Here is an 18,524-nt window from a genome sequence, read left to right as displayed (position 1 = left end):
CACCGTGTGCGAACCAATGCTTGTTCCATGTTCAAGATACTGGTACAATTTATTGCTCACATCTTCCCCAATGTTTTCCTGCGCCTCTTCGGTTGAACCACCGATGTGCGGGGTCAGGATCACGTTGGGTAAACCCTGTAACGGAGTAGAGAATTTGTCGCCGTTTTTTTCAGGCTCCCAGGGATACACATCCACTGCGGCGCCGCTCAGTTGTTTTTCCTCCAACGCTTTGGCCAGCGCGTCCAGTTCAACCACTTCCCCGCGGGCATAGTTTATGAGGATAGAACCTTTTTTGAAATTCTTGATCGTGTTCTTGTTGATCATATTTTTGGTGGCAGCCGTTTCGGGTACATGCAGCGTTATAATGTCTGCCTGGCTTACCACGTCTTTCAACGTTTTCTTGGCAACGGCATTACCCAGCGGTAACTTGGTAATGGTATCGTAGAAGATAACATGCATACCCATAGCTTCGGCCAGAATGCTTACCTGCGTGCCGATATTGCCATACCCGATAATACCCAGGGTTTTGCCCCGAAGCTCATAACTGCCCTTCGCATCCTTCATCCATACGCCTTCATGGGCAGCTTTGTTTTTATCTACAATGCGTCTGATTAACAAAATAGACAGACCAATAACCAGTTCAGCTACGGAACGGGTGTTGGAATACGGTGCATTGAACACCGCAACACCCTGTTGTTTAGCATATTTTAGATCAACCTGATTAACACCAATACAAAAGCAACCGATTGCCTGTAGTTTCTTTGCCGCATCCAGTACACGCGGAGTGATCTGCGATTTGGATCGGATACCCAGCAAATGCACGTCCTTCACTTCCTTAATCAGGTCTTCTTCACTTAATGCCCCCGTTACCTTTTTAACGGATGTGTAACCATTGTCTTTAAAGAATTTAACAGCCGTGTCAGAGATGTTCTCAAGTAGAAGAATATTTATCTTTTCCTTGGGATAACTCGTAATTTGTTTGTCGGTCATAATACTCCTACTGCTTTTACGTTATCTTAGTTAAAAGATTGCAAATATAGTTCATAGTTGCAAAAAGTTGGGCATAGAAATTGAATTCATGCCCCGTTACTGAACCGTTTTCTGTAACTTCGTACATTAGTTGAAACCATAAATTAATAGTCCTGGTGAAAAACATAGTCAGGTTGTTGCTAACCCTAGTGGTATTGGAGAGTTGTGCTCGAGTTAACAATAAGAAGGTTACTTCCTCCCCTATGAATGAAAGTGATACTTCATCACTTACTCATGCCGTTCCATTAACCCCCGAAGAGATGAGTTATTATAAGAGAAGGGTCAGCAGCCATCTCGACTCCACCTTCAGCAGAACCAGGTTCAATGGCAGCGTACTGGTGGCGAAAAACGGACAGATCATTTACGAATCGTACAATGGCTTCGTAGATCCCCGCACCAGGAAAGATTCCATCACGCCTTCCACCCCATTCCATCTTGCCTCAGTATCAAAGACCTTTACCGGTATGGCCACCCTTAAACTGTGGCAGGACGGCAAGCTCAATATCGACGATCCCGTTTCAAAATACTTACCGGGCTTTCCTTTGGAAGCCGTAACTGTGCGACTGTTGCTGAACCATCGCAGCGGCATTCCAAAGTACGACCACTACATGGGCGAAATGGGTTGGGATAAACACAAGATGGTTTCCAACCAGGATGTACTTGATTTCCTTATCGCCAACTACAAGAAAATACCTATAGCGCCCGCCAACCATGGCTTTAGTTACTCCAATACCAACTTTGCCTTGCTGGCCCTCATCATTGAAAAAGTAAGCGGCCTGTCGTACCCTCAATACCTGAAAAAGACATTTTTCGAACCGTTGGGGATGAAAGACTCCTATGTTTTCACCCTCGCCGATTCAGCGAAATATATGCCCTCCTTTTATTACAGCGGAAAAGAATATAGGTTCGAATTTCTCGATGCGGTGTATGGCGACAAAAACGTTTATAGCACCGTGCGGGATCTGCTGAAGTGGGACCAGGGCATGAAAAATGAGACCCTCTTTAAAAAGTCTACCCTCGACCAGGCTTATGCCGGTTACAGTTTTGAAAAACCGGGCACCCACAATTACGGACTGGGCTGGCGCATGTACCTGTTGAATAATGGCAAAAAGCTCATTTACCACAATGGCTGGTGGCATGGCAACCGCACCTCCTTCTATCGGATGCAGGATGAAGATGCCACCATTATTGCCCTGTGTAATAACGACTGCCGCTACGTATACAAGGTGAAAGAAATGGCCGATATCTTCGGCAATTACCTGCAAAATAATAACCGCTACGACGATGAAGATCCTAACCAGCAACAAGTTGGCGGGATTGAAAAGCCGGTCGTAAAACGTCGCTCACACGCCGTGGCCCATAAAAAGAGATCAACCGGCCACCGTTCTGCCAAAAAGTAATTAATTTTCGGAATGCAAATTTTTGCTACCGAACAAATTAGAGCGTGGGATGAATACACCATCCGCCACGAACCCATTGCTTCTGTAGACCTGATGGAGCGCGCCGCTACGGCCTGCTTCGAATGGTTACTGCAAAACAATTATAAGGGCAGGGCCTTTACCATTTTTTGCGGAAAAGGCAACAATGGGGGCGATGGCCTTGTAATTGCCCGTCTGCTGGCACAAAGCCATCATACCGTTACCGTTTACATACTGGAATTTGGCCACAAAGGAACGGTAGATTTTCAGATGAACCTGGCCCGTTTGCACGACACAAGCGCCAGCATCCGCTTCGTTTCTTCTGAAGAAACGTTGCATGGCATCCAGGCGGGAGACATAGTCATCGATGCGCTGTTGGGTTCCGGCATCAACCGCCCCGCCGACGGACTTACCGCTTACCTCATTCAACATATTAATAATAGTAACAATGAAGTGATTGCCATAGATATTCCCAGCGGCCTCTTTGTTGACCACAGCGGCCGGGGTAATATTGTAATAAAGGCTCACCACACCCTTAGTTTTCAATGCTTTAAACCGGCTTTCCTGATGCCCGAAAATGCAGCCGGCATTGGCGAAGTGCACCTGCTTGACATTGGGCTGCTCCCCGGTTTCCTATCCATCCAGGACTCGTCCCTGTTACTTATTGACCAGCCGATGATAAGGCAATTGCTGCAGCCGCGAAAACCGTTTTCCCATAAAGGCGATTATGGCCATGCCGCTCTTATTGCCGGCAGCTATGGTATGATGGGCGCAGCCGTTTTATGCGCCCGGGCCTGCTTGCGCAGCGGAGTTGGCAAATTAACCTGTCACATTCCGGCAGTGGGTTACAACATTTTGCAAACCTCAGTGCCCGAGGCCATGTGCAAAACGGGCCCGGCCAATGAAAGCGCCACTTCCGGCCATGCTGCGCAGGAAATGGACAAATACGATACTATTGGCATTGGCCCCGGACTGGGGTCGAACGTCAGCAATATTGCCCTTTTGTATTCGGTTTTTGAACAGAACCGCCGCCCCATGGTGATCGATGCCGATGGGTTGAACGCGATAGCACAGGAAAAAGCATTGTTGAACAAGATACCATTGGGCTCCATACTCACGCCGCATCCCAAAGAATTTGAACGGCTGTTTGGTAAGACGGCCAATGATTATGACCGCATACAGCTGGCTCAGCAAACGGCGACAGACAATAATTTATACATCGTTTTAAAAGGCAGGTATACATTTATTGCCTCACCCGATGGCAAGGGCTATTTTAACAGCACCGGCAATCCCGGGATGGCAAGCGGTGGCACCGGCGATGTGCTCACCGGTATTATTACCGGCCTGCTGGCGCAGAAATATTCACCCCTGCATGCCGCCATTTTGGGCGTGTACCTGCATGGCCGTGCCGGCGACCTGGCCGCTTCCTTTGCCTCCCAGCCTTCATTGATAGCCTCTGACCTGGTAGATTTTTTAGGTCAGGCCTATCAATCGTTATAAGAAAATCCTGATATTGCCGTTTTAAAATTCCCAATCCGATATAATATGAAAACGTCCCCTTTTCTGATCAACCTTATCATTTATGGGCCTTATGTTATATTACTGATCCTTTTCCTTATCTTCTTTTACCGGGCCATCCGATTCCATGGCATTACCAAACTGAAGAAATTTACGGTTGTGATGCTGGGCGCTTTTGTCGTTGCATTCGCCTTGCGCTATTTCAAATTGGGCTTCTTTGACTGGGTTCCCATCCAGTTTCTGAAAGTTGCCGGCAATGGAAATACAACCAATTTGCTGATCCTTTTAATAATGGTCTTTTTTGTTATTTCGATTACTAAGATCCGTACAGAAAAAAATACCAAATTCCTTACTGTAACCTGGTTAATCATTGGTTTGTTCAGCGCAGCGTTCGTGTGCTGGCTTGCCTATCTGTATATGCTCTGGGATGCGCCGGTTAACAACCAGCCAAACATACCTGGACTAATTATAAAGCCAGCCGAACCCATAAATTTTTATTTGAAAGAAATGATCTATCCCTTTTTGTGGGTAGTAGTTTGTTGTATAAGCCTTTGGAAGATCAGAAAAGAGAAACGCAGATAATTGTAGGCCCAATGTTGTTTTGACTAAAAATATTACTTTCGCCGCCAATTTAAACCCATTTATGAAACTGGAAGAACAGTTAAAGCAACGAAGCGGTAACCAATGTGAATTATGCAAATCAGGCGATCCGTTAAAAATATATGAAGTAACGCCCCAACCCTATAGCAATGCGGATGACACTATTTTGATCTGTGATACCTGTCGCGCACAGATTGAAAAAAAAGCGGAACTGGATAACAATCACTGGACTTTTTTATCAGAAACCATGTGGAGTGAAATACCAGGTATACAGGTTGTTTCATGGCGGATGTTGAATCGCCTGAAAAAGGAAAGCTGGGCAATGGAAAACCTGGATATGATGTACCTGGCTGAAGAAACACTAACCTGGGCCAAAGCAGCCGGCGATCATGATAACGACGACGCTGTTGAATTGCACAAAGACAGTAACGGCGCCCTGCTGCAAAACGGCGATACGGTGATCCTGACAAAATCACTGGATGTAAAAGGTTCTACATTAAATGCAAAAATGGGAACAGTTGTAAAAAACATTCGCCTGGTAGAAGATAATACCGAACAAATTGAAGGTAAAATAGAAGGCCAGGTAATTGTGATACTTACCAAATATGTTAGGAAGCAGAACGCATAGTGCTGAACGGTAATCATTAAGTTGCAGTATGCATTCCAGTGATCCATTTTCAACACTTGATAACCCGGCCTGGTGGGCGCTAACCGGTGTGCAACAACAATTTGCTATTGGGCCTCAGCAGGTAAAACGATACCAACGCGGCATCTTACCTTTTGCTGCGCTTGAAACAGCTACAACAGAAAACCTGGTTGCCCTGCGCGACCTGTTTGAGCCCGGTGAGATCTTTTACCTGATCGGCGAGCTGCCGCCATTGCCTGCCGGAATGCAGTTATTGAAAGAGCTACCCTGCGTACAAATGGTACTGCAACAACCGATAGCATTGCCTGACAACCTGGTTCCTGTTACCCCACTGAATGCGACGTATAGTGCTGATATGCTCCACCTCATTAACAAAGTGCAGCCTGGTTATTATGAAAAAGACACCTGGCGTTTGGGCAATTATGCCGGCATTTGGCAGCAGGAACAACTGGTAGCCATTGCGGGGGAACGAATGCGGCTTCATCAGTTAACAGAAATAAGCGCCATTTGTACCGATCCGGCCTATACCGGTAGAAAATATGCACAATACCTGATAGCCCATCTATGCAACAACAACCTGCAAACTGGCAATACGCCATTCCTGCATGTGGTTCATACGAACGAACGGGCCATCAGGTTGTATGAATACCTGGGGTTTACCACCAGAAGAACGATCCCTTTCTGGCAACTGGTGACTCATCCTTCGCCCCAATAGGAATTGCAATTGCCAATTGACTATCGCATCTTCCCGGTTTCCTCTTCCATAAATTTCCGAAACCGCTCCCGTAACGACAGGTACCACTCAATCAGTTGTTTGGCTTCTTCTGAAAGCGAAGAGCCCCCACCCTTTTCACCACCGGTTGCAGTGATCACCATGGGGCTGCCAACGATCTCATTCAACCGGTTTACAATTTCCCAGGCTTTCTTATACGACATCCCCATTTTCTTGGCAGCCTGGTTTATGCTCCCGGTTTCTTCAATTAGTTGTAACAACTCAACCGGGCCGGGACCAAAAAAGCGGGTTCCATTTCCTTCTACCCACAAACTGCCATTCACCCGAAATTCACCATTTGTTAATATGTCCCTCAAATGTTTTTTCATAATGCAATGATAAATATTCTAATATAACTCAACATTAGCTACTTAAAAGTAGAATCTCAAAAATAAACTACTCATACATCCCTAACCGTTATTTCTAACATATTGCAACCAAAGACGCCATATTCATTTTAACCAGATTCGGAGAAACCGGCATCGATGGACTGGTATAAGTTGATAAAGACCCGGGAAAAGACCTGGTAGAGATCCCGTTTGGCGATAAAGACCGCTTATATCGTTGATGTAGCACAAAACAAGCTGTATGATGTTATTAAAGACAAATCATACAAGGCTACGATCTCAACATAAACAAATAATAAGTTTCCGTAATTTTTTTAATAGCTGTTCCAAAACCGGGACAGCTTTTTTTTTAATGGGCCTGTCTAGCCAATAAGAAACTCCCGGTAAATGGGTGTGTATTAAAAAATAACCGGTTTACTGGTTATTTAAATTAGAAAAGCATTAACTTATAAACTTAACCCGTTATACATACTTAAATCAACTCCCGTTTGATGGATAAAAGTATGCCAGTAATAAACAACCGTTCCGATGATGTCATTTTAGTGTCGATTGAAAAAAGTTCAGGTGTGATAAATGGCATTTGGCCAAAGGAGGCCAGGCTGCATGGAGTGGCTGGAAAGCGGTGTGTAGGTAAAAAAATTCAGTCCTTTCTGATGCCCGGTTCAAAAGCTGTTTTAAAGAACGCCATTTCAAAAAAGAATAAACAGACAGAGGCCATCATCCAGCTCGAATTCTGCTCAAAAAAATTACCCGAGGCAACTTATGACTGTTCTATTTGGCAGGTACGCAAACAACCGTTAGTGTTGATGATACATAAGAGCGTGCGGCATGCAGCAGTAAACGCCTCGCATATGCCTCAGCCAGGCGATCTTATAGAATGGGGAAAGGCAGAACAATTGGTATTGGCCACAGAAAACAAGTGCAGGCGCATTCTTGAAAAAATAACCATGCCCATTGCGGTATATGAAGTACATGACCCCAAACGGTTTGTGTTCATCAACCCCAAATTCACAGAATGGTTTGGCTATACCATCGAAGATCTGCCGGATATAGATCACTGGACAAGGGCCGCCTACAAGGATGAAGCGTATTTTCAACAAGTGTTAAAGGTTTGGCGGGCGGAATTAGAAAAGGTATATAATGGGGAAAAAAAGGAATCCAGTCCGGTGGAAGCCTCTATTTATTGCAAGGATGGCAGTGTGAAGGAGTTGGAAATCTCCTTCACAACAACTGAGAACCTGCTCTATGTAACTTTTAATGACATTACCGAAAAGAATAGATTTATAAGGGCATTGCATGAAAAAGAAAAGAATTTCAGGAACATTTCCGAACAATTGCCAATTCCTATTTGTGTATTTAGTGATAAAGGCGAAACCCGCTTCGTGAATAATGCCTTTATTGATACATTTGGCTATACAAAAGAAGATATTCCCACCCGCAAAGAATGGCTGAACAAGGCCTACCCCGATGAAAATTATCGCAATATGGTGATTACGGCCCGCGAACAGGCTACCAAACGTCCTGCACTGAAAACAAAAACAACCTTATTATGCCAGTTTGAAGTAACCTGTAAGGATGGCTCAAAAAAACACATAGAATTCTCCATTTCCATAGGCTTAGGCAACAAGAACCTCTATGTGGTAGCCAATGATGTTACCGGCAAGGTGAAAGCCGAACAGGACCTGAAAGAATCGCACCGGCAACTACGGGAACTCTCCTCCTACCTCGAAAACATCAGGGAAGAAGAACGGAAACATATTTCCAGGGAAATACATGATGAGCTCGGTCAGCAACTGACCCTGTTAAAGCTCGATCTTATGCAAATGAGCAAAAAGCTGAACCCGGAAGAAAAGGAGATGATAGAAAAAATGAAACAGGCCGATCAGTTGCTGGCAGAAACCATGAAATCGGTACGCAAAATAGCCACCCAGCTAAGACCCAGCATCCTCGATAACCTGGGACTGGTTAGCGCGCTGGAATGGCAAAGCCGCGAGTTTGAAAAGAACTTTGGCATTCACTGCGTTTTTGAAAGCCTGCTGTACGAGCCACAATTCAGTGCAAAGCAATCCAATGCTTTGTTCCGTATCTACCAGGAAGCATTGACCAATGTTGCCCGGCACGCTGGCGCCACCAGGGTAGACGCCGTGCTTTCACAGGAAGAAAACAGGATTGTGCTGGAAATTCGCGACGATGGAAAAGGATTTAACCCGAATGAAATGGCCCACAAAAAAACGCTTGGTCTGAAGGGCATGCAGGAAAGGGCGCTGATGATAGATGGTGACTTTCAAATTGAAAGTACCCCCGGCAAAGGGACCTATATACTAATATCCATACCCATACTAATCACAAACCAGGAAATCACTCAACAGTGACAAAATTTTTAATAGCCGATGACCATAGCCTTATCCGCAAAGGCCTGAGCACTTTATTACGGGAAGAATTTCCCGGCGCCGAAGTGAGCGAAGTAACCGATTCTTCTGCCTTGCTGCACGAAGCCGTTGCCGCAAAATGGGACCTGATCATTTCAGATATTTCCATGCCCGGCCGCAACATCCTGGAAACCCTGAAGCAATTGAAAAAGATCCTGCCCAATACGCCTGTATTGATCCTGAGCGTGCATCCTGAAGACCAGTATGTGGTACGGGCCCTGAAAGCGGGCGCTTCCGGTTATCTAAATAAAGAAAGCCATCCCGAAGAACTACTGAAAGCCGTGCGGCAATTGCTGCAGGGCAAAAAATACGTAAGCGCCGAAGGAGCCGAAAAATTAGCCGCCTCGTTTGGCGACGACCCGAACCAGTTACCGCACGAAAAATTATCTGAACGGGAATTTGACGTGTTGAAACGACTGGCCTCCGGGAAAACGGTTTCCGAAATTGCCACCTTACTTTCCTTAAGCGTAAACACGATAAGCACCTACCGGTCGCGCATACTTGAAAAAATGAGCATGCAGAATAATGCAGAACTTACTTTATATGCGGTGGAAAATAAGTTGATTTAAAGCCTCCCCCCGGCCCCCTCCGGTGGAGGGGGAGTTGGCAGCCTCATAACTATTCGCAGTATTCTGGCTAGCGAGACTGCCGCGAAGAAGCCTTCTGCCTCACCCGCCGTCCGCGTGTCGCTGAAGCTTTAGCGGAAGCGCAAGCCTTGGCGTAGGAGGGCCGCGACGAGGCCTTTGCCCTCTGCCCTTTGCCTTCTGCCTTCCCCCCACTGCCTACTGCCTTTTTAACTTAATAATTTAATAACACTTCTTTGTAGTACAAACCACCACAAACAGTAATTGTCATCCTTACACAAAAACGACAATTGATCCTATTTACAGGTAACCTGTTTGGAACTACCTTTGCATTCTAAACAAACAAAAGGCAATGAATGAGCAATTCTCTCTGTATCCTCATAATTGATGATTCGGCCTTATTCATTCATCGTGTCCAACAACTGCTTTTAGAACGCTACAATGAAGCCTCCATAGCGGTAGCCGGCTGCTATGAAGATGGCATAACGATGTTCGCCAGAAAAATACCACACGTTGTATTCCTTGATATTAACCTGCCAGACAGGAGTGGGATTGATTTGCTGGTAAAGATCAGGGGCATCAACAAGCAGGTAAAAATTGCCATGCTTACCAATAACGACCCTGGGGAATATTTCGAAACATGCATGCGCCTGGGAGCTGATTATTATGTAGAAAAGTCTATGGGATATGACTCCATTACAGGTATAACAGATGAGGCCCTGGAAGGCCTTGTAAAACAAAAGTAAACTAGCTATGAACCTGAGTGACGGATCGTCACCGAATACTCCGCCTGCCTGCGGAATGGAATCGGTGTACTATGCAATTATTGACCAAGACGGCCGGATCCTTTCTATGAATGCGGCCATGAACGCTGAGTTTGGACCAGGAACCCCAAAGCAACTGGATCAATTTCAATCCCTGCTTTCAGAAACCGACCGGGAAGTTTTCGATACCCTGCTGGCAAACAACGATCCTTTTTTACAAACCCTGCCCATTAATCTGTACACCTATGCCGGCCCTAACCATACACAGACTTTTAAATGGTCATTTTTCCACCTGGTTTCAGGAAAAGAGACAAATGGCTATATACTTTGCGCGGGTCACATGAGCGAAAAGGCGTTGCAGGCTGAAAGCGTATTGAACATGCAACAAAACGCAACCACGCCAATTCATCAACAAAACGCCATCTCCGGCATGTTGTTCAAAATGCTGGAGCATGAGCGGTTGGTAATAGGACAAGAGTTACATGATAATGTGAACCAACTGCTATGTTCTGCCAAACTACACCTGGACCTTGTTCAGGTGTATAAGGCAGACAATCAAAAAGCCAAGGAAGTGACCATTGAATTATTGAAAGAAGCAATAAATGAGATAAAGAAGCTATCGCGTGGCATGGTGTTACAAAAACTACAAAAAGATACCCTACTCGAAAGTGTGAAAACTTTCATTGAAGACGTCAGGACAATCCACAAGATCAATATCCTTTTCGGTATCCATCACTTTAATGAAGACCTGATCTCTGATTACAAGAAGGTCAATATTTACCGTATCCTGCAGGAACAATTCAGGAACATAATAGAGCACAGCAGAGCAAAGACGGTGGTTATGACACTCGAAACCGATGACCGGCATGTAGAGTTGCTTATTGACGACGATGGCATTGGTTTCGAGCCTGACCACCAGGTGGATGGCATTGGATTAATCAACATCAGAGAGCGCACCCGTAACCTGCATGGTCAATGCGAGATCATTACCTCGCCAGGTAAAGGCTGCAGATTACACATCAGCATTCCTATATGAAAACCCATACATGTACATACTGTTCAAAATAATTGAGCATTGTACCTTTTCAAAAGCTTCTGACTTCCGTTCAGAAGCTTTTGATTTTTATAGCTACTGCACCCTACTATTTAGGCAAATAAGAAGCCCCTCCCGATACATCGGGAAGGGCCTATCAATTAAAGTAAATAGTAGCCGGTTATTAGTCTTTCTTAACGTCTTTAGTAACGGCCTTCGCATCGCGGGTATTCTTTTGCACCGCAATAGCGCCAAATAAAGCCAGTAAAAAAGAGAATCCGTAATACCCTTTTTCGCTGGGAAGGATAGTGGCATTCCACAAACCAACCGTTAATAATACAACGGCCAGAATTGTGCAGAACCAGCTTAAACCATAATAGATCTCTGTAACAGGAATACCTTCGAGTTTATCACGAACGCTTTTTTGAAGAGAAATAACAGCAAAAAGACCAAACATTAAAACTGTAAAATAATATCCCTTTTCATTCAGCTGCATTTCAGCGCGCCACAAGCCTATTAAAAATCCAAGCATACCGGCGCCAAGGGCAATCCACGAGGCTGCAATAAAGGCGTTTGAGGGTTTTTGATTCATGGGTTGTTTTTAAGGTTACATTCAAATGAACGGAAAAGTAAAAATAGCAAAATAAAGATAGAATCAAAACCCATAAAATATTCTTAAATTTATTGCATATCCCATCCGTACGCTTCACACGGAATCAGCATTCAATAGCCATTCAACCCCGTCACTATCATGAACAAGTTCAAATTGGTTATAACGGTTGCACTCATGGCCGCCACACTGATGTTTGCCTGCAGGGAAAAGCCAAAGAACATGCTTGCCAAAGAGATCAACTCCATTGATCTTAAAACAGGCAATGTGGTATTATGCGGTCCTGATGATAAAGGCCTGGGCAAAGTATCGTTTATTATTTCCGGCTGATTTTTACAATAAACAACTAAAGGTTATTACGGCGCCTAAAACGGTCACTGTAAAACGAAATGATTTTATTCGTTGAGTTTACGGGTCACAAAATTTTAAGAATTGTGGATCGCTATTATTTCCTGTTTCAACTGAACAAAATCTTCATCTTCGATTACTTTGCTTAAGCTGTAAGTAGCATGAGCATGACTAAATACAGCTTTGCATTCCCTGAGTATTGCCAGGCATTTCTCCCTATCCCCCAATTTCAGGGCAACTTTTGCCCGCGCTATATAGGGGTGATCATAACCATTCCTCCCGAGTTCCTGCGCTATCAGCAATTTCTCTTCGGCCTGCTGTAAGATGCCCGGCGATCCAAAGTCATAGACCAATCGCGCATATGCTATCAGGAACTCACCCCAATAGATATTGGCAGTAAAGTCTTCTTCAGGTTTATATATTTTCAGGAAGATGCCCTGCCCTCTTTCAAACAAAGCTAATACGGTGGCTTTGTCGTGCCGTGCATGATAAATGGCGGCCATGGCCATTAATGCATTGGTGGCGTATACGGGATACGTCCAGGCAGCCGGGTTAATATCCTGGGCCATGGTGAAGTATTTTACGGCCATTTCGTAATGGTACAATGCGTCGGCTGTACTACCTGTTTTATCCAGCACACCGGCTGTTTTTGCAAAAGCATGACCCAGTTCATTCAGCCTTTCGGGGTTTTCCGATTCAAAATTTGTTAACCGTTTTAATAAGTCTACCGCCTGTTGAATTACATCCTGCAGCTGGAGCGGCGTTTCGGGGTCATAATTTTCAATAATTCTTTTCATTTCGGTCACCCAATCCAGGTAAATAAGCGGGTCCTTTTCAGCCCTTCTATGCAATACTGTATGTTGTTTTTCTAAAAAAACGCCATGCCAGTACTTGTTTCGGGAGAAAGGCATTCTTACTATATCAATGCATTTATAAATAAGGGTCAGTTGATTTCCACCTCTGTAGTTTAATAACCCCTGTTCAAAGTACGCCAGGGCTATTGCAAAGTCTTCATCCCTGTATTGATTACCTGTCTTTATTTTATCCAGTAAGATCCCAACCAGATGATTGTTCAGCAGACTGGAATCGGGTTCCATTTTTAACGCCTGAAGTATTTCCTGCTCTGCCTTTTCCAGGTATGTCAGTTTTTCTTCCTGGTTTTCTTTCAGGTCAGCCCACGATTCGTAACAGTAAGCTCTTTGTTGATGATTTATATGGGATGGGTCCAGTTTATCGGCTTCCGCCAACAACTCAAGCAGGTAAGCTAAAAAAGAATCCGGTCCTTCCGTTGTTGTTACCTTATCGCACATATAGTCATAATGCCAAACAGCGTAAATGTCCAGATAGGCATCAGCCAGTTCCCTTTTATAGCGTTGCCGGTCATCTGCAGAAAGGCTTTCAACCAGATCATGCAACCTGCCATCATCCCGGGCGTTTGTTATTTCCAGTAATTGCTCATCCAATGCGTCTTTGTCCATGATGCCTGTTTTTTAAAACTGCTAAATACAATAAAACCTGTTACCCGGCAAGTGTCGTGACTAATTTAAATTTACTATCAAACTGCTATGAGTAGGAGAAATAGAACAATTGAGTAATTTTAAGCATTTATGACAGCAACCAATCTTTTCCCTATAGAAAAATACGGGCAAACAAAGCAGGAAATGATAACGGCCCGCAGGGCCATTGAAAAAGAAAAAGCCCAATGGTTAACGACGCGTAATGAACTGAAGCAGGAACGGGCCGCAGAACTGGATGAACAATTTAAAACCGCCTTTGAACGACTGGGCAGTTATGCTGTAAGTATGCACCCTGTTGAATTGCAGGAGGTGCTGCAAACACTCCGCCTGCTTGTTGAACAGGGCGCTTCTGCCGGTTTGTTGGGCGACTATGAATTAGGCTCCTTCAATCTGGCCATGCTGATAAAACAAATACCCGACATAACCGACAGCATTAACCTTGAGCAAACAAAAGAGATCGTTCGGTTAACGATCGTTGCCGGCGCCAACCTGAATACGCAAAAAGCGTATGTAGGCAATGGGGGCGCTATTAGCCTGGAGTGGATCTGCCTGTACCTGGCCGCTGGTGTTGGTCAGTCGCTTAAAAACCCGCATCAATACGCCTGCTGTTATACGCTCTTCAGCTGGATCATTGATAGCTTTCCCCGGACGCCGGAAACAAATTATTTTCATCCATTCAATATCTACCTCAATTGTTTACATTATTCAACCGCAGATGCTGAAATACAGGAAAAGCTCATCCTCGCTATGATCTCTTATGGTTTTTCACCATTCTACAAGGAGGATCCTTATCAAAACATATCTTTTTTCAGCCGGCTGATCACTATACAAATAAACTGGTTATTCCTGCTCTTCCCTTATGAAGAAGAAGCGACAAAACAGTATATAAATGCCCTGCAGCAGCAGGTAACAAAAGACGTTGCCACCAAACTCATAAATGCATTTACCAGCAGCAATAAAACCCGCAAGCATTTTAAAGCCTTCTTTTCCCTGCGCGCTCACTGGTTCCTGCGGTACATCGTTGACTCGACGCCTGAAATTATCTTCGGTTTGGTAAAAAGAAACGAGCAGGAAATGTTGGCGCCATTCCTGAAAAATTTCAAACCCGCCTTACATGCCCTGACAGATGACCAGGGAAATACCTTGTTACACCAGGCCGTGCTAAGCAGAGGTTTGGTTGAAAACACCATTCAATTGCTGCGCAACAGCGGCATTTCTTTACAGGTTACGAACAGGGAAGGCCTGACGCCTTTGTCGCTGGCGATGAAAAACAACAGGACGGAACTGATAAAACTGCTGCAATAAATATCATCATGTAACTACATGGTGATACTATGCAAAAGCCTCAATGCAATGGTTATTAATGCTTAATATATTGGCGTATTCTAATTTTTGGATTTCATCAGCGTAAATCGTAATTATGTGCATACATAATAGTTTATGATAAATTGCCAAACAATTGCCCTTTCTTTTTGCCTGCTGATTGGTAGCGCCGCTTACAGTCAACAGACAAACATCCTTACCATGGCCGATTCTGTACAAGCCATGGCCGAACAATTGATTAAAAAAGGCTTTAATGCCGGCGACGGATATGGCGAGGTTTGGATCAGGGACTTTAACACCTTTATGGATGTGGCCTGCAAAGTGAATGACAAAGCGCGGATACGAAAAAGCCTTCTCACCTTTATTCAGTTTCAACAGGCAGATGGGGCCATCCTCGATGGTTATATCCCCAAACCAAAAAGCACCAACGTTCCATACAACTATTATTTTACGCCGCTGGCCCCGGAATACGCCGGTCATAAGAACACCGTGGAAACCGACCAGGAAACCTCGTTGGTGCAGGCGATTGCCAAATACATTCGCAATACCGGTGACCAGTCTATTCTAACAGACACCATTAACGCCATTTCCATTCAGCAACACCTGGAACAGGCCCTGCAATTTTTAATGACCCATCGATACAATGCCACCTACGGATTACTCTGGGGCGCCACCACAGCCGACTGGGGTGATGTACAGCCAGAACATGACTGGGGCGTTGAACTGAATGCCGATACGCACCAGGCGATTGATATTTACGATAACGCCATGTTTGTGATCGCATTGAACGATTACCTCGGGATGGCCAATCTAACCGCCTCACAACGCCGGTACTGGACAAAAACCAGGGATAATTTCAAAAAGAATATCCGCAAACATCTGTGGGATGCTGCCCATCAAAAATTCCGGCCACATATTTACCTGGGCAGCTCACCCTTTCCCCCATCGTTCAACGAATCGGACGTGTATTATCATGGCGGCACCACCGTTGCCATCGAGGCAGGTTTATTAAGCAAAAGCGAAGTGGGACATGCCTACCGTAAAATGCAGGAAAATGTAAAACAGGCGCATGCTGCCACTATCGGACTCACGTTATATCCGGTTTACCCGGCCGGCTCGTTTAAAAATACCGGCATGGGCCCCTATTCTTACCAAAACGGCGGCGACTGGACCTGGTTTGGCGGCAGAATGGTAACGCAATTACTCCGGTATGACCTACAGAACGAAGCCCGCGAAGCTATTACGCCCATGCTGGAGCGCGTTTTGAAAAATAAAGGGTTTTACGAATGGTATACACCCGCCAATGAGCCCAAAGGCTCCTCCGGTTTTAAGGGTGAAGCCGGCGTATTATGGACCGCCATCAAACAGTTAAAAGAAAAGTCGTAGCAGGAAAAAATAAAAACCAGGTCGATCCGTTATACCCCCTTAAATTGTTCATCCCCTACAAACAATGAAACAATCAGCTCTAAAAAATGAGGTTGTTGGCGCTTATGCCTTTTTAGAAGACATGTACGACGATGACTATTTCCCTAACCACCTCGTTGACCAGTGCAAGGATATTTTAGTGGAACTGTGCTTTGAAATTGAGAGAACACACCCACAGGACCTGGATGCCTTGTATGTATTGACCCACTCGGCTACCGACAAATTCAATGACCTGCAGGACGCCTTTTATGAAAACGACAGCGAAATTGAAACTGGCGCCCGGGAATGTATAGCACAAAACTTTGAATTTATAGCCGCTTCTTATGGCTTTGAAGAGGCAGATGTCGAAGAATTAATAGCAACAAGAGATTGGTAAACAATTTCCCTTCAAAGCTGTTGGTATTTTTTAAAAATACATTCAATGGATCTTCAACTTCATAACAAAACAGCTTTTATAAGCGGTTCTACAGCCGGCATTGGACTGGCCATTGCCGAAGCACTATTAAAAGAAAATGCTACCGTTATCATTAACGGACGAAAACAAAGCCAGGTGGAAGAAGTGGTAAAAGCCCTTCAACAGGCTTTTCCGAATGGCAGGGTTTCCGGTATAGCCGCTGATTTTGGGAAAAAAGAAGAAGTGGATGCCCTGATAAAACAGCTGCCGGCAATCGACATCCTGGTTAACAACGTAGGCATATTCCAACCCAAACCTTTTGCCGAGATCCCCGACGAAGACTGGTACCAGCTTTTTGAGGTGAACGTGATGAGCGGCGTACGGCTGTCGCGGCATGTATTTCCAAAATTGTTACAACAGAACTGGGGCCGCATCATTTTTATTTCCAGCGAATCAGCCGTTTTCATCCCTGATGAAATGATCCACTATGGCATGACGAAAACCGCCCAGTTGGCTATTGCCCGCGGACTCGCCGAGCTGACAAAGGGTACCAACGTAACGGTGAACAGCGTTTTACCCGGACCCACTAAATCGAGAGGTGTTGGTGATTTTGTAAATAATCTGGCTACACAGGAAAAAGTAAGCTTTGACGAAATGCAATCTAAATTCTTCCATGACTTCAGGCCTACCTCCCTGTTACAACGGTTTGCAACAACTGAAGAAGTAGCAAACATGGTGGCTTACGTAGCCAGTCCGCTGTCTTCCGCTACCAATGGCGCAGCGCTTCGGGTAGAAGGCGGTTTGATAAAATCTATTTTATAAATAAAAGCAGGCAGCAAATTACTTGCTGCCTGCTTGCTTATAATCATTTTCGCTTTCCCGTTTCAATGCCGATAAACTCAAAGTACTGGCCTTTCAATTGATAGAGAATGTTCTTCTTTGTTACCTGGTCTTTGTCGTCAACAACAGGAATATAAATGATGTTCAGTTTGTCGTCATAGGTAATTAGCTCCAGCGGTCGCTCAGGCCTGTCAACAACACTAAAAAAGTCAAACGCCACATTAATAGTATTCAACTTTTTTGTTTTGGTCTTGAACAACCTGACTGTATCCATTAATTTATTGCCTTCGATACTATAGCAGGTAATAGACTGCTGTGCATTCTTCGTTGAAAAGATACCGTTCGTTACAGCTAAATAATAATTCTTCTTAATATTTATGGTAAATATTTTAGAGCAAAAATAAGCGGGACTACCATCTTCAAACTGTAGAACCTTTGTAAATACTTTACCATTTGCTCTCCATTGGTGCATTACTTTAAAAAAGTGCATGGTACCGCCAGTCCAGGAATCCCAGCTGTAGATCCTGACATTCCCGTCATCAGAAGTTTTCACAAAACAAAAGATGCTGTCAATAAGCTTTTTAAAAGGGTAATTCAACGTACCCGGATTATTTTTAATGAAGCTCGTAAATTCATTCTCGAACTTTTCAGCATACAAATTCGTGCTGTCCTCATTTTCCCGAGCAAATGATTGCAGTTTCGAGTAAAGCTTTACAAACTTATCTTCCTGAGCGGAAAAATTTACAGTTTGTGCAAAAGGCTTTTCAATAGTCAAGATCATTACTACAAAAGACAAATAGATCAATCTATGAATTCGCATCATTATAGGTTCTTAGCTTTATTAAAAAATGGGGAAAATTTCAGTTTCTTCGGGTCCAAAATATGTTTCTCCCAATGCATCGCCTACTGATAACCCAAGCAGGGATG

General features: G+C 44.5%; 19 protein-coding genes. 14 read left to right on the top strand and 5 right to left on the bottom strand.

The annotated features are described in order from the left end of the window. Positions 1–990 (bottom strand): phosphoglycerate dehydrogenase (gene serA / locus ACJ751_RS19200; protein ID WP_407747136.1); only part of this gene is annotated, 990 nt, incomplete at its 3' end. Positions 991–1,232: 242 nt separating this feature from the next. Here serA and ACJ751_RS19195 point away from each other — a divergent pair. The 5 genes from ACJ751_RS19195 to ACJ751_RS19175 all read left to right on the top strand — a co-directional run bounded on the left by ACJ751_RS19195 (position 1,233) and on the right by ACJ751_RS19175 (position 5,926). Further along, complete coding sequence (locus ACJ751_RS19195; protein WP_407747135.1) at positions 1,233–2,429, top strand: serine hydrolase domain-containing protein; 1,197 nt, start codon at positions 1,233–1,235, stop codon at positions 2,427–2,429. A gap of 12 nt (positions 2,430–2,441) precedes the next feature. Further along, positions 2,442–3,947 carry an NAD(P)H-hydrate dehydratase gene (locus ACJ751_RS19190; RefSeq protein ID WP_407747134.1) on the top strand — a complete coding sequence of 502 codons (1,506 nt, stop codon included), beginning with the start codon at positions 2,442–2,444 and terminating at the stop codon, positions 3,945–3,947. A 45-nt stretch (positions 3,948–3,992) separates the two neighbouring features. After that, positions 3,993–4,547, top strand: a complete 555-nt coding sequence (locus ACJ751_RS19185) for a hypothetical protein (RefSeq protein WP_407747133.1) — start codon at positions 3,993–3,995, stop codon at positions 4,545–4,547. Positions 4,548–4,608: 61 nt separating this feature from the next. Then, the gene (locus ACJ751_RS19180; RefSeq protein ID WP_407747132.1) at positions 4,609–5,193 is read left to right on the top strand and encodes a PhnA domain-containing protein; all 585 of its coding nucleotides are present in this window, start codon (positions 4,609–4,611) and stop codon (positions 5,191–5,193) included. A gap of 28 nt (positions 5,194–5,221) precedes the next feature. Further along, a complete protein-coding gene (locus ACJ751_RS19175; RefSeq protein WP_407747131.1) occupies positions 5,222–5,926 on the top strand; it encodes a GNAT family N-acetyltransferase in 705 nt (234 codons plus the stop codon). A 20-nt stretch (positions 5,927–5,946) separates the two neighbouring features. On the opposite strand, the gene ACJ751_RS19170 is transcribed toward ACJ751_RS19175, so the two are convergent. Next, positions 5,947–6,312 (bottom strand): winged helix-turn-helix domain-containing protein, encoded by a 366-nt coding sequence (locus ACJ751_RS19170; RefSeq protein WP_407747130.1) that lies wholly within the window; start codon positions 6,310–6,312, stop codon positions 5,947–5,949. Between the two features lie 509 nt (positions 6,313–6,821). Between ACJ751_RS19170 and ACJ751_RS19165 the strand changes: the two genes are divergently transcribed. From ACJ751_RS19165 to ACJ751_RS19150, 4 genes are all read left to right on the top strand, one after another. After that, entirely contained in the window at positions 6,822–8,702 is a 1,881-nt protein-coding gene (locus tag ACJ751_RS19165) for a PAS domain S-box protein (RefSeq protein WP_407747129.1), read from the top strand. Beyond that, positions 8,699–9,328, top strand: a complete 630-nt coding sequence (locus ACJ751_RS19160; RefSeq protein WP_407747128.1) for a response regulator — start codon at positions 8,699–8,701, stop codon at positions 9,326–9,328. The genes ACJ751_RS19165 and ACJ751_RS19160 overlap by 4 nt, the downstream gene beginning before the upstream one ends. A gap of 371 nt (positions 9,329–9,699) precedes the next feature. Continuing rightward, positions 9,700–10,089, top strand: a complete 390-nt coding sequence (locus tag ACJ751_RS19155; RefSeq protein ID WP_407747127.1) for a response regulator — start codon at positions 9,700–9,702, stop codon at positions 10,087–10,089. A 7-nt stretch (positions 10,090–10,096) separates the two neighbouring features. Beyond that, positions 10,097–11,143: a sensor histidine kinase gene (locus ACJ751_RS19150; RefSeq protein ID WP_407747126.1), complete on the top strand. Its 1,047-nt coding sequence runs from the start codon at positions 10,097–10,099 to the stop codon at positions 11,141–11,143. Positions 11,144–11,324: 181 nt separating this feature from the next. On the opposite strand, the gene yiaA is transcribed toward ACJ751_RS19150, so the two are convergent. Beyond that, positions 11,325–11,732 carry an inner membrane protein YiaA gene (gene yiaA, locus ACJ751_RS19145; RefSeq protein WP_407747125.1) on the bottom strand — a complete coding sequence of 136 codons (408 nt, stop codon included), beginning with the start codon at positions 11,730–11,732 and terminating at the stop codon, positions 11,325–11,327. Between the two features lie 159 nt (positions 11,733–11,891). On the opposite strand from yiaA, the gene ACJ751_RS19140 reads away from it, so the two are divergent. Next, positions 11,892–12,080 carry a hypothetical protein gene (locus ACJ751_RS19140; RefSeq protein ID WP_407747124.1) on the top strand — a complete coding sequence of 63 codons (189 nt, stop codon included), beginning with the start codon at positions 11,892–11,894 and terminating at the stop codon, positions 12,078–12,080. A gap of 95 nt (positions 12,081–12,175) precedes the next feature. Here the strand turns inward: ACJ751_RS19140 and ACJ751_RS19135 are convergent, their stop codons facing one another. Further along, on the bottom strand, positions 12,176–13,576 hold the full coding sequence (locus tag ACJ751_RS19135; protein ID WP_407747123.1) for a hypothetical protein: 1,401 nt from the start codon (positions 13,574–13,576) through the stop codon (positions 12,176–12,178). Positions 13,577–13,705: 129 nt separating this feature from the next. Here ACJ751_RS19135 and ACJ751_RS19130 point away from each other — a divergent pair, with 129 nt between their 5' ends. From ACJ751_RS19130 to ACJ751_RS19115, 4 genes are all read left to right on the top strand, one after another. Beyond that, positions 13,706–14,920 carry a hypothetical protein gene (locus ACJ751_RS19130; RefSeq protein WP_407747122.1) on the top strand — a complete coding sequence of 405 codons (1,215 nt, stop codon included), beginning with the start codon at positions 13,706–13,708 and terminating at the stop codon, positions 14,918–14,920. A 135-nt stretch (positions 14,921–15,055) separates the two neighbouring features. After that, a complete protein-coding gene (locus ACJ751_RS19125; RefSeq protein WP_407747121.1) occupies positions 15,056–16,324 on the top strand; it encodes a GH36-type glycosyl hydrolase domain-containing protein in 1,269 nt (422 codons plus the stop codon). A 64-nt stretch (positions 16,325–16,388) separates the two neighbouring features. Then, positions 16,389–16,739 (top strand): DUF5713 family protein, encoded by a 351-nt coding sequence (locus tag ACJ751_RS19120; RefSeq protein ID WP_407747120.1) that lies wholly within the window; start codon positions 16,389–16,391, stop codon positions 16,737–16,739. A 45-nt stretch (positions 16,740–16,784) separates the two neighbouring features. Next, positions 16,785–17,579 (top strand): SDR family NAD(P)-dependent oxidoreductase, encoded by a 795-nt coding sequence (locus tag ACJ751_RS19115; protein ID WP_407747119.1) that lies wholly within the window; start codon positions 16,785–16,787, stop codon positions 17,577–17,579. Positions 17,580–17,622: 43 nt separating this feature from the next. Here the strand turns inward: ACJ751_RS19115 and ACJ751_RS19110 are convergent, their stop codons facing one another. Beyond that, positions 17,623–18,417 (bottom strand): hypothetical protein, encoded by a 795-nt coding sequence (locus tag ACJ751_RS19110; protein ID WP_407747118.1) that lies wholly within the window; start codon positions 18,415–18,417, stop codon positions 17,623–17,625. Positions 18,418–18,524 lie beyond the last annotated feature (107 nt).

The sequence above is a fragment of the Niastella sp. genome, from assembly GCF_045805085.1.
Lineage (GTDB): Bacteria > Bacteroidota > Bacteroidia > Chitinophagales > Chitinophagaceae > Niastella.
The sequence above is the reverse complement of the archived record's forward strand: the minus strand, read 5'-3'. Positions and strand labels throughout refer to the sequence as shown.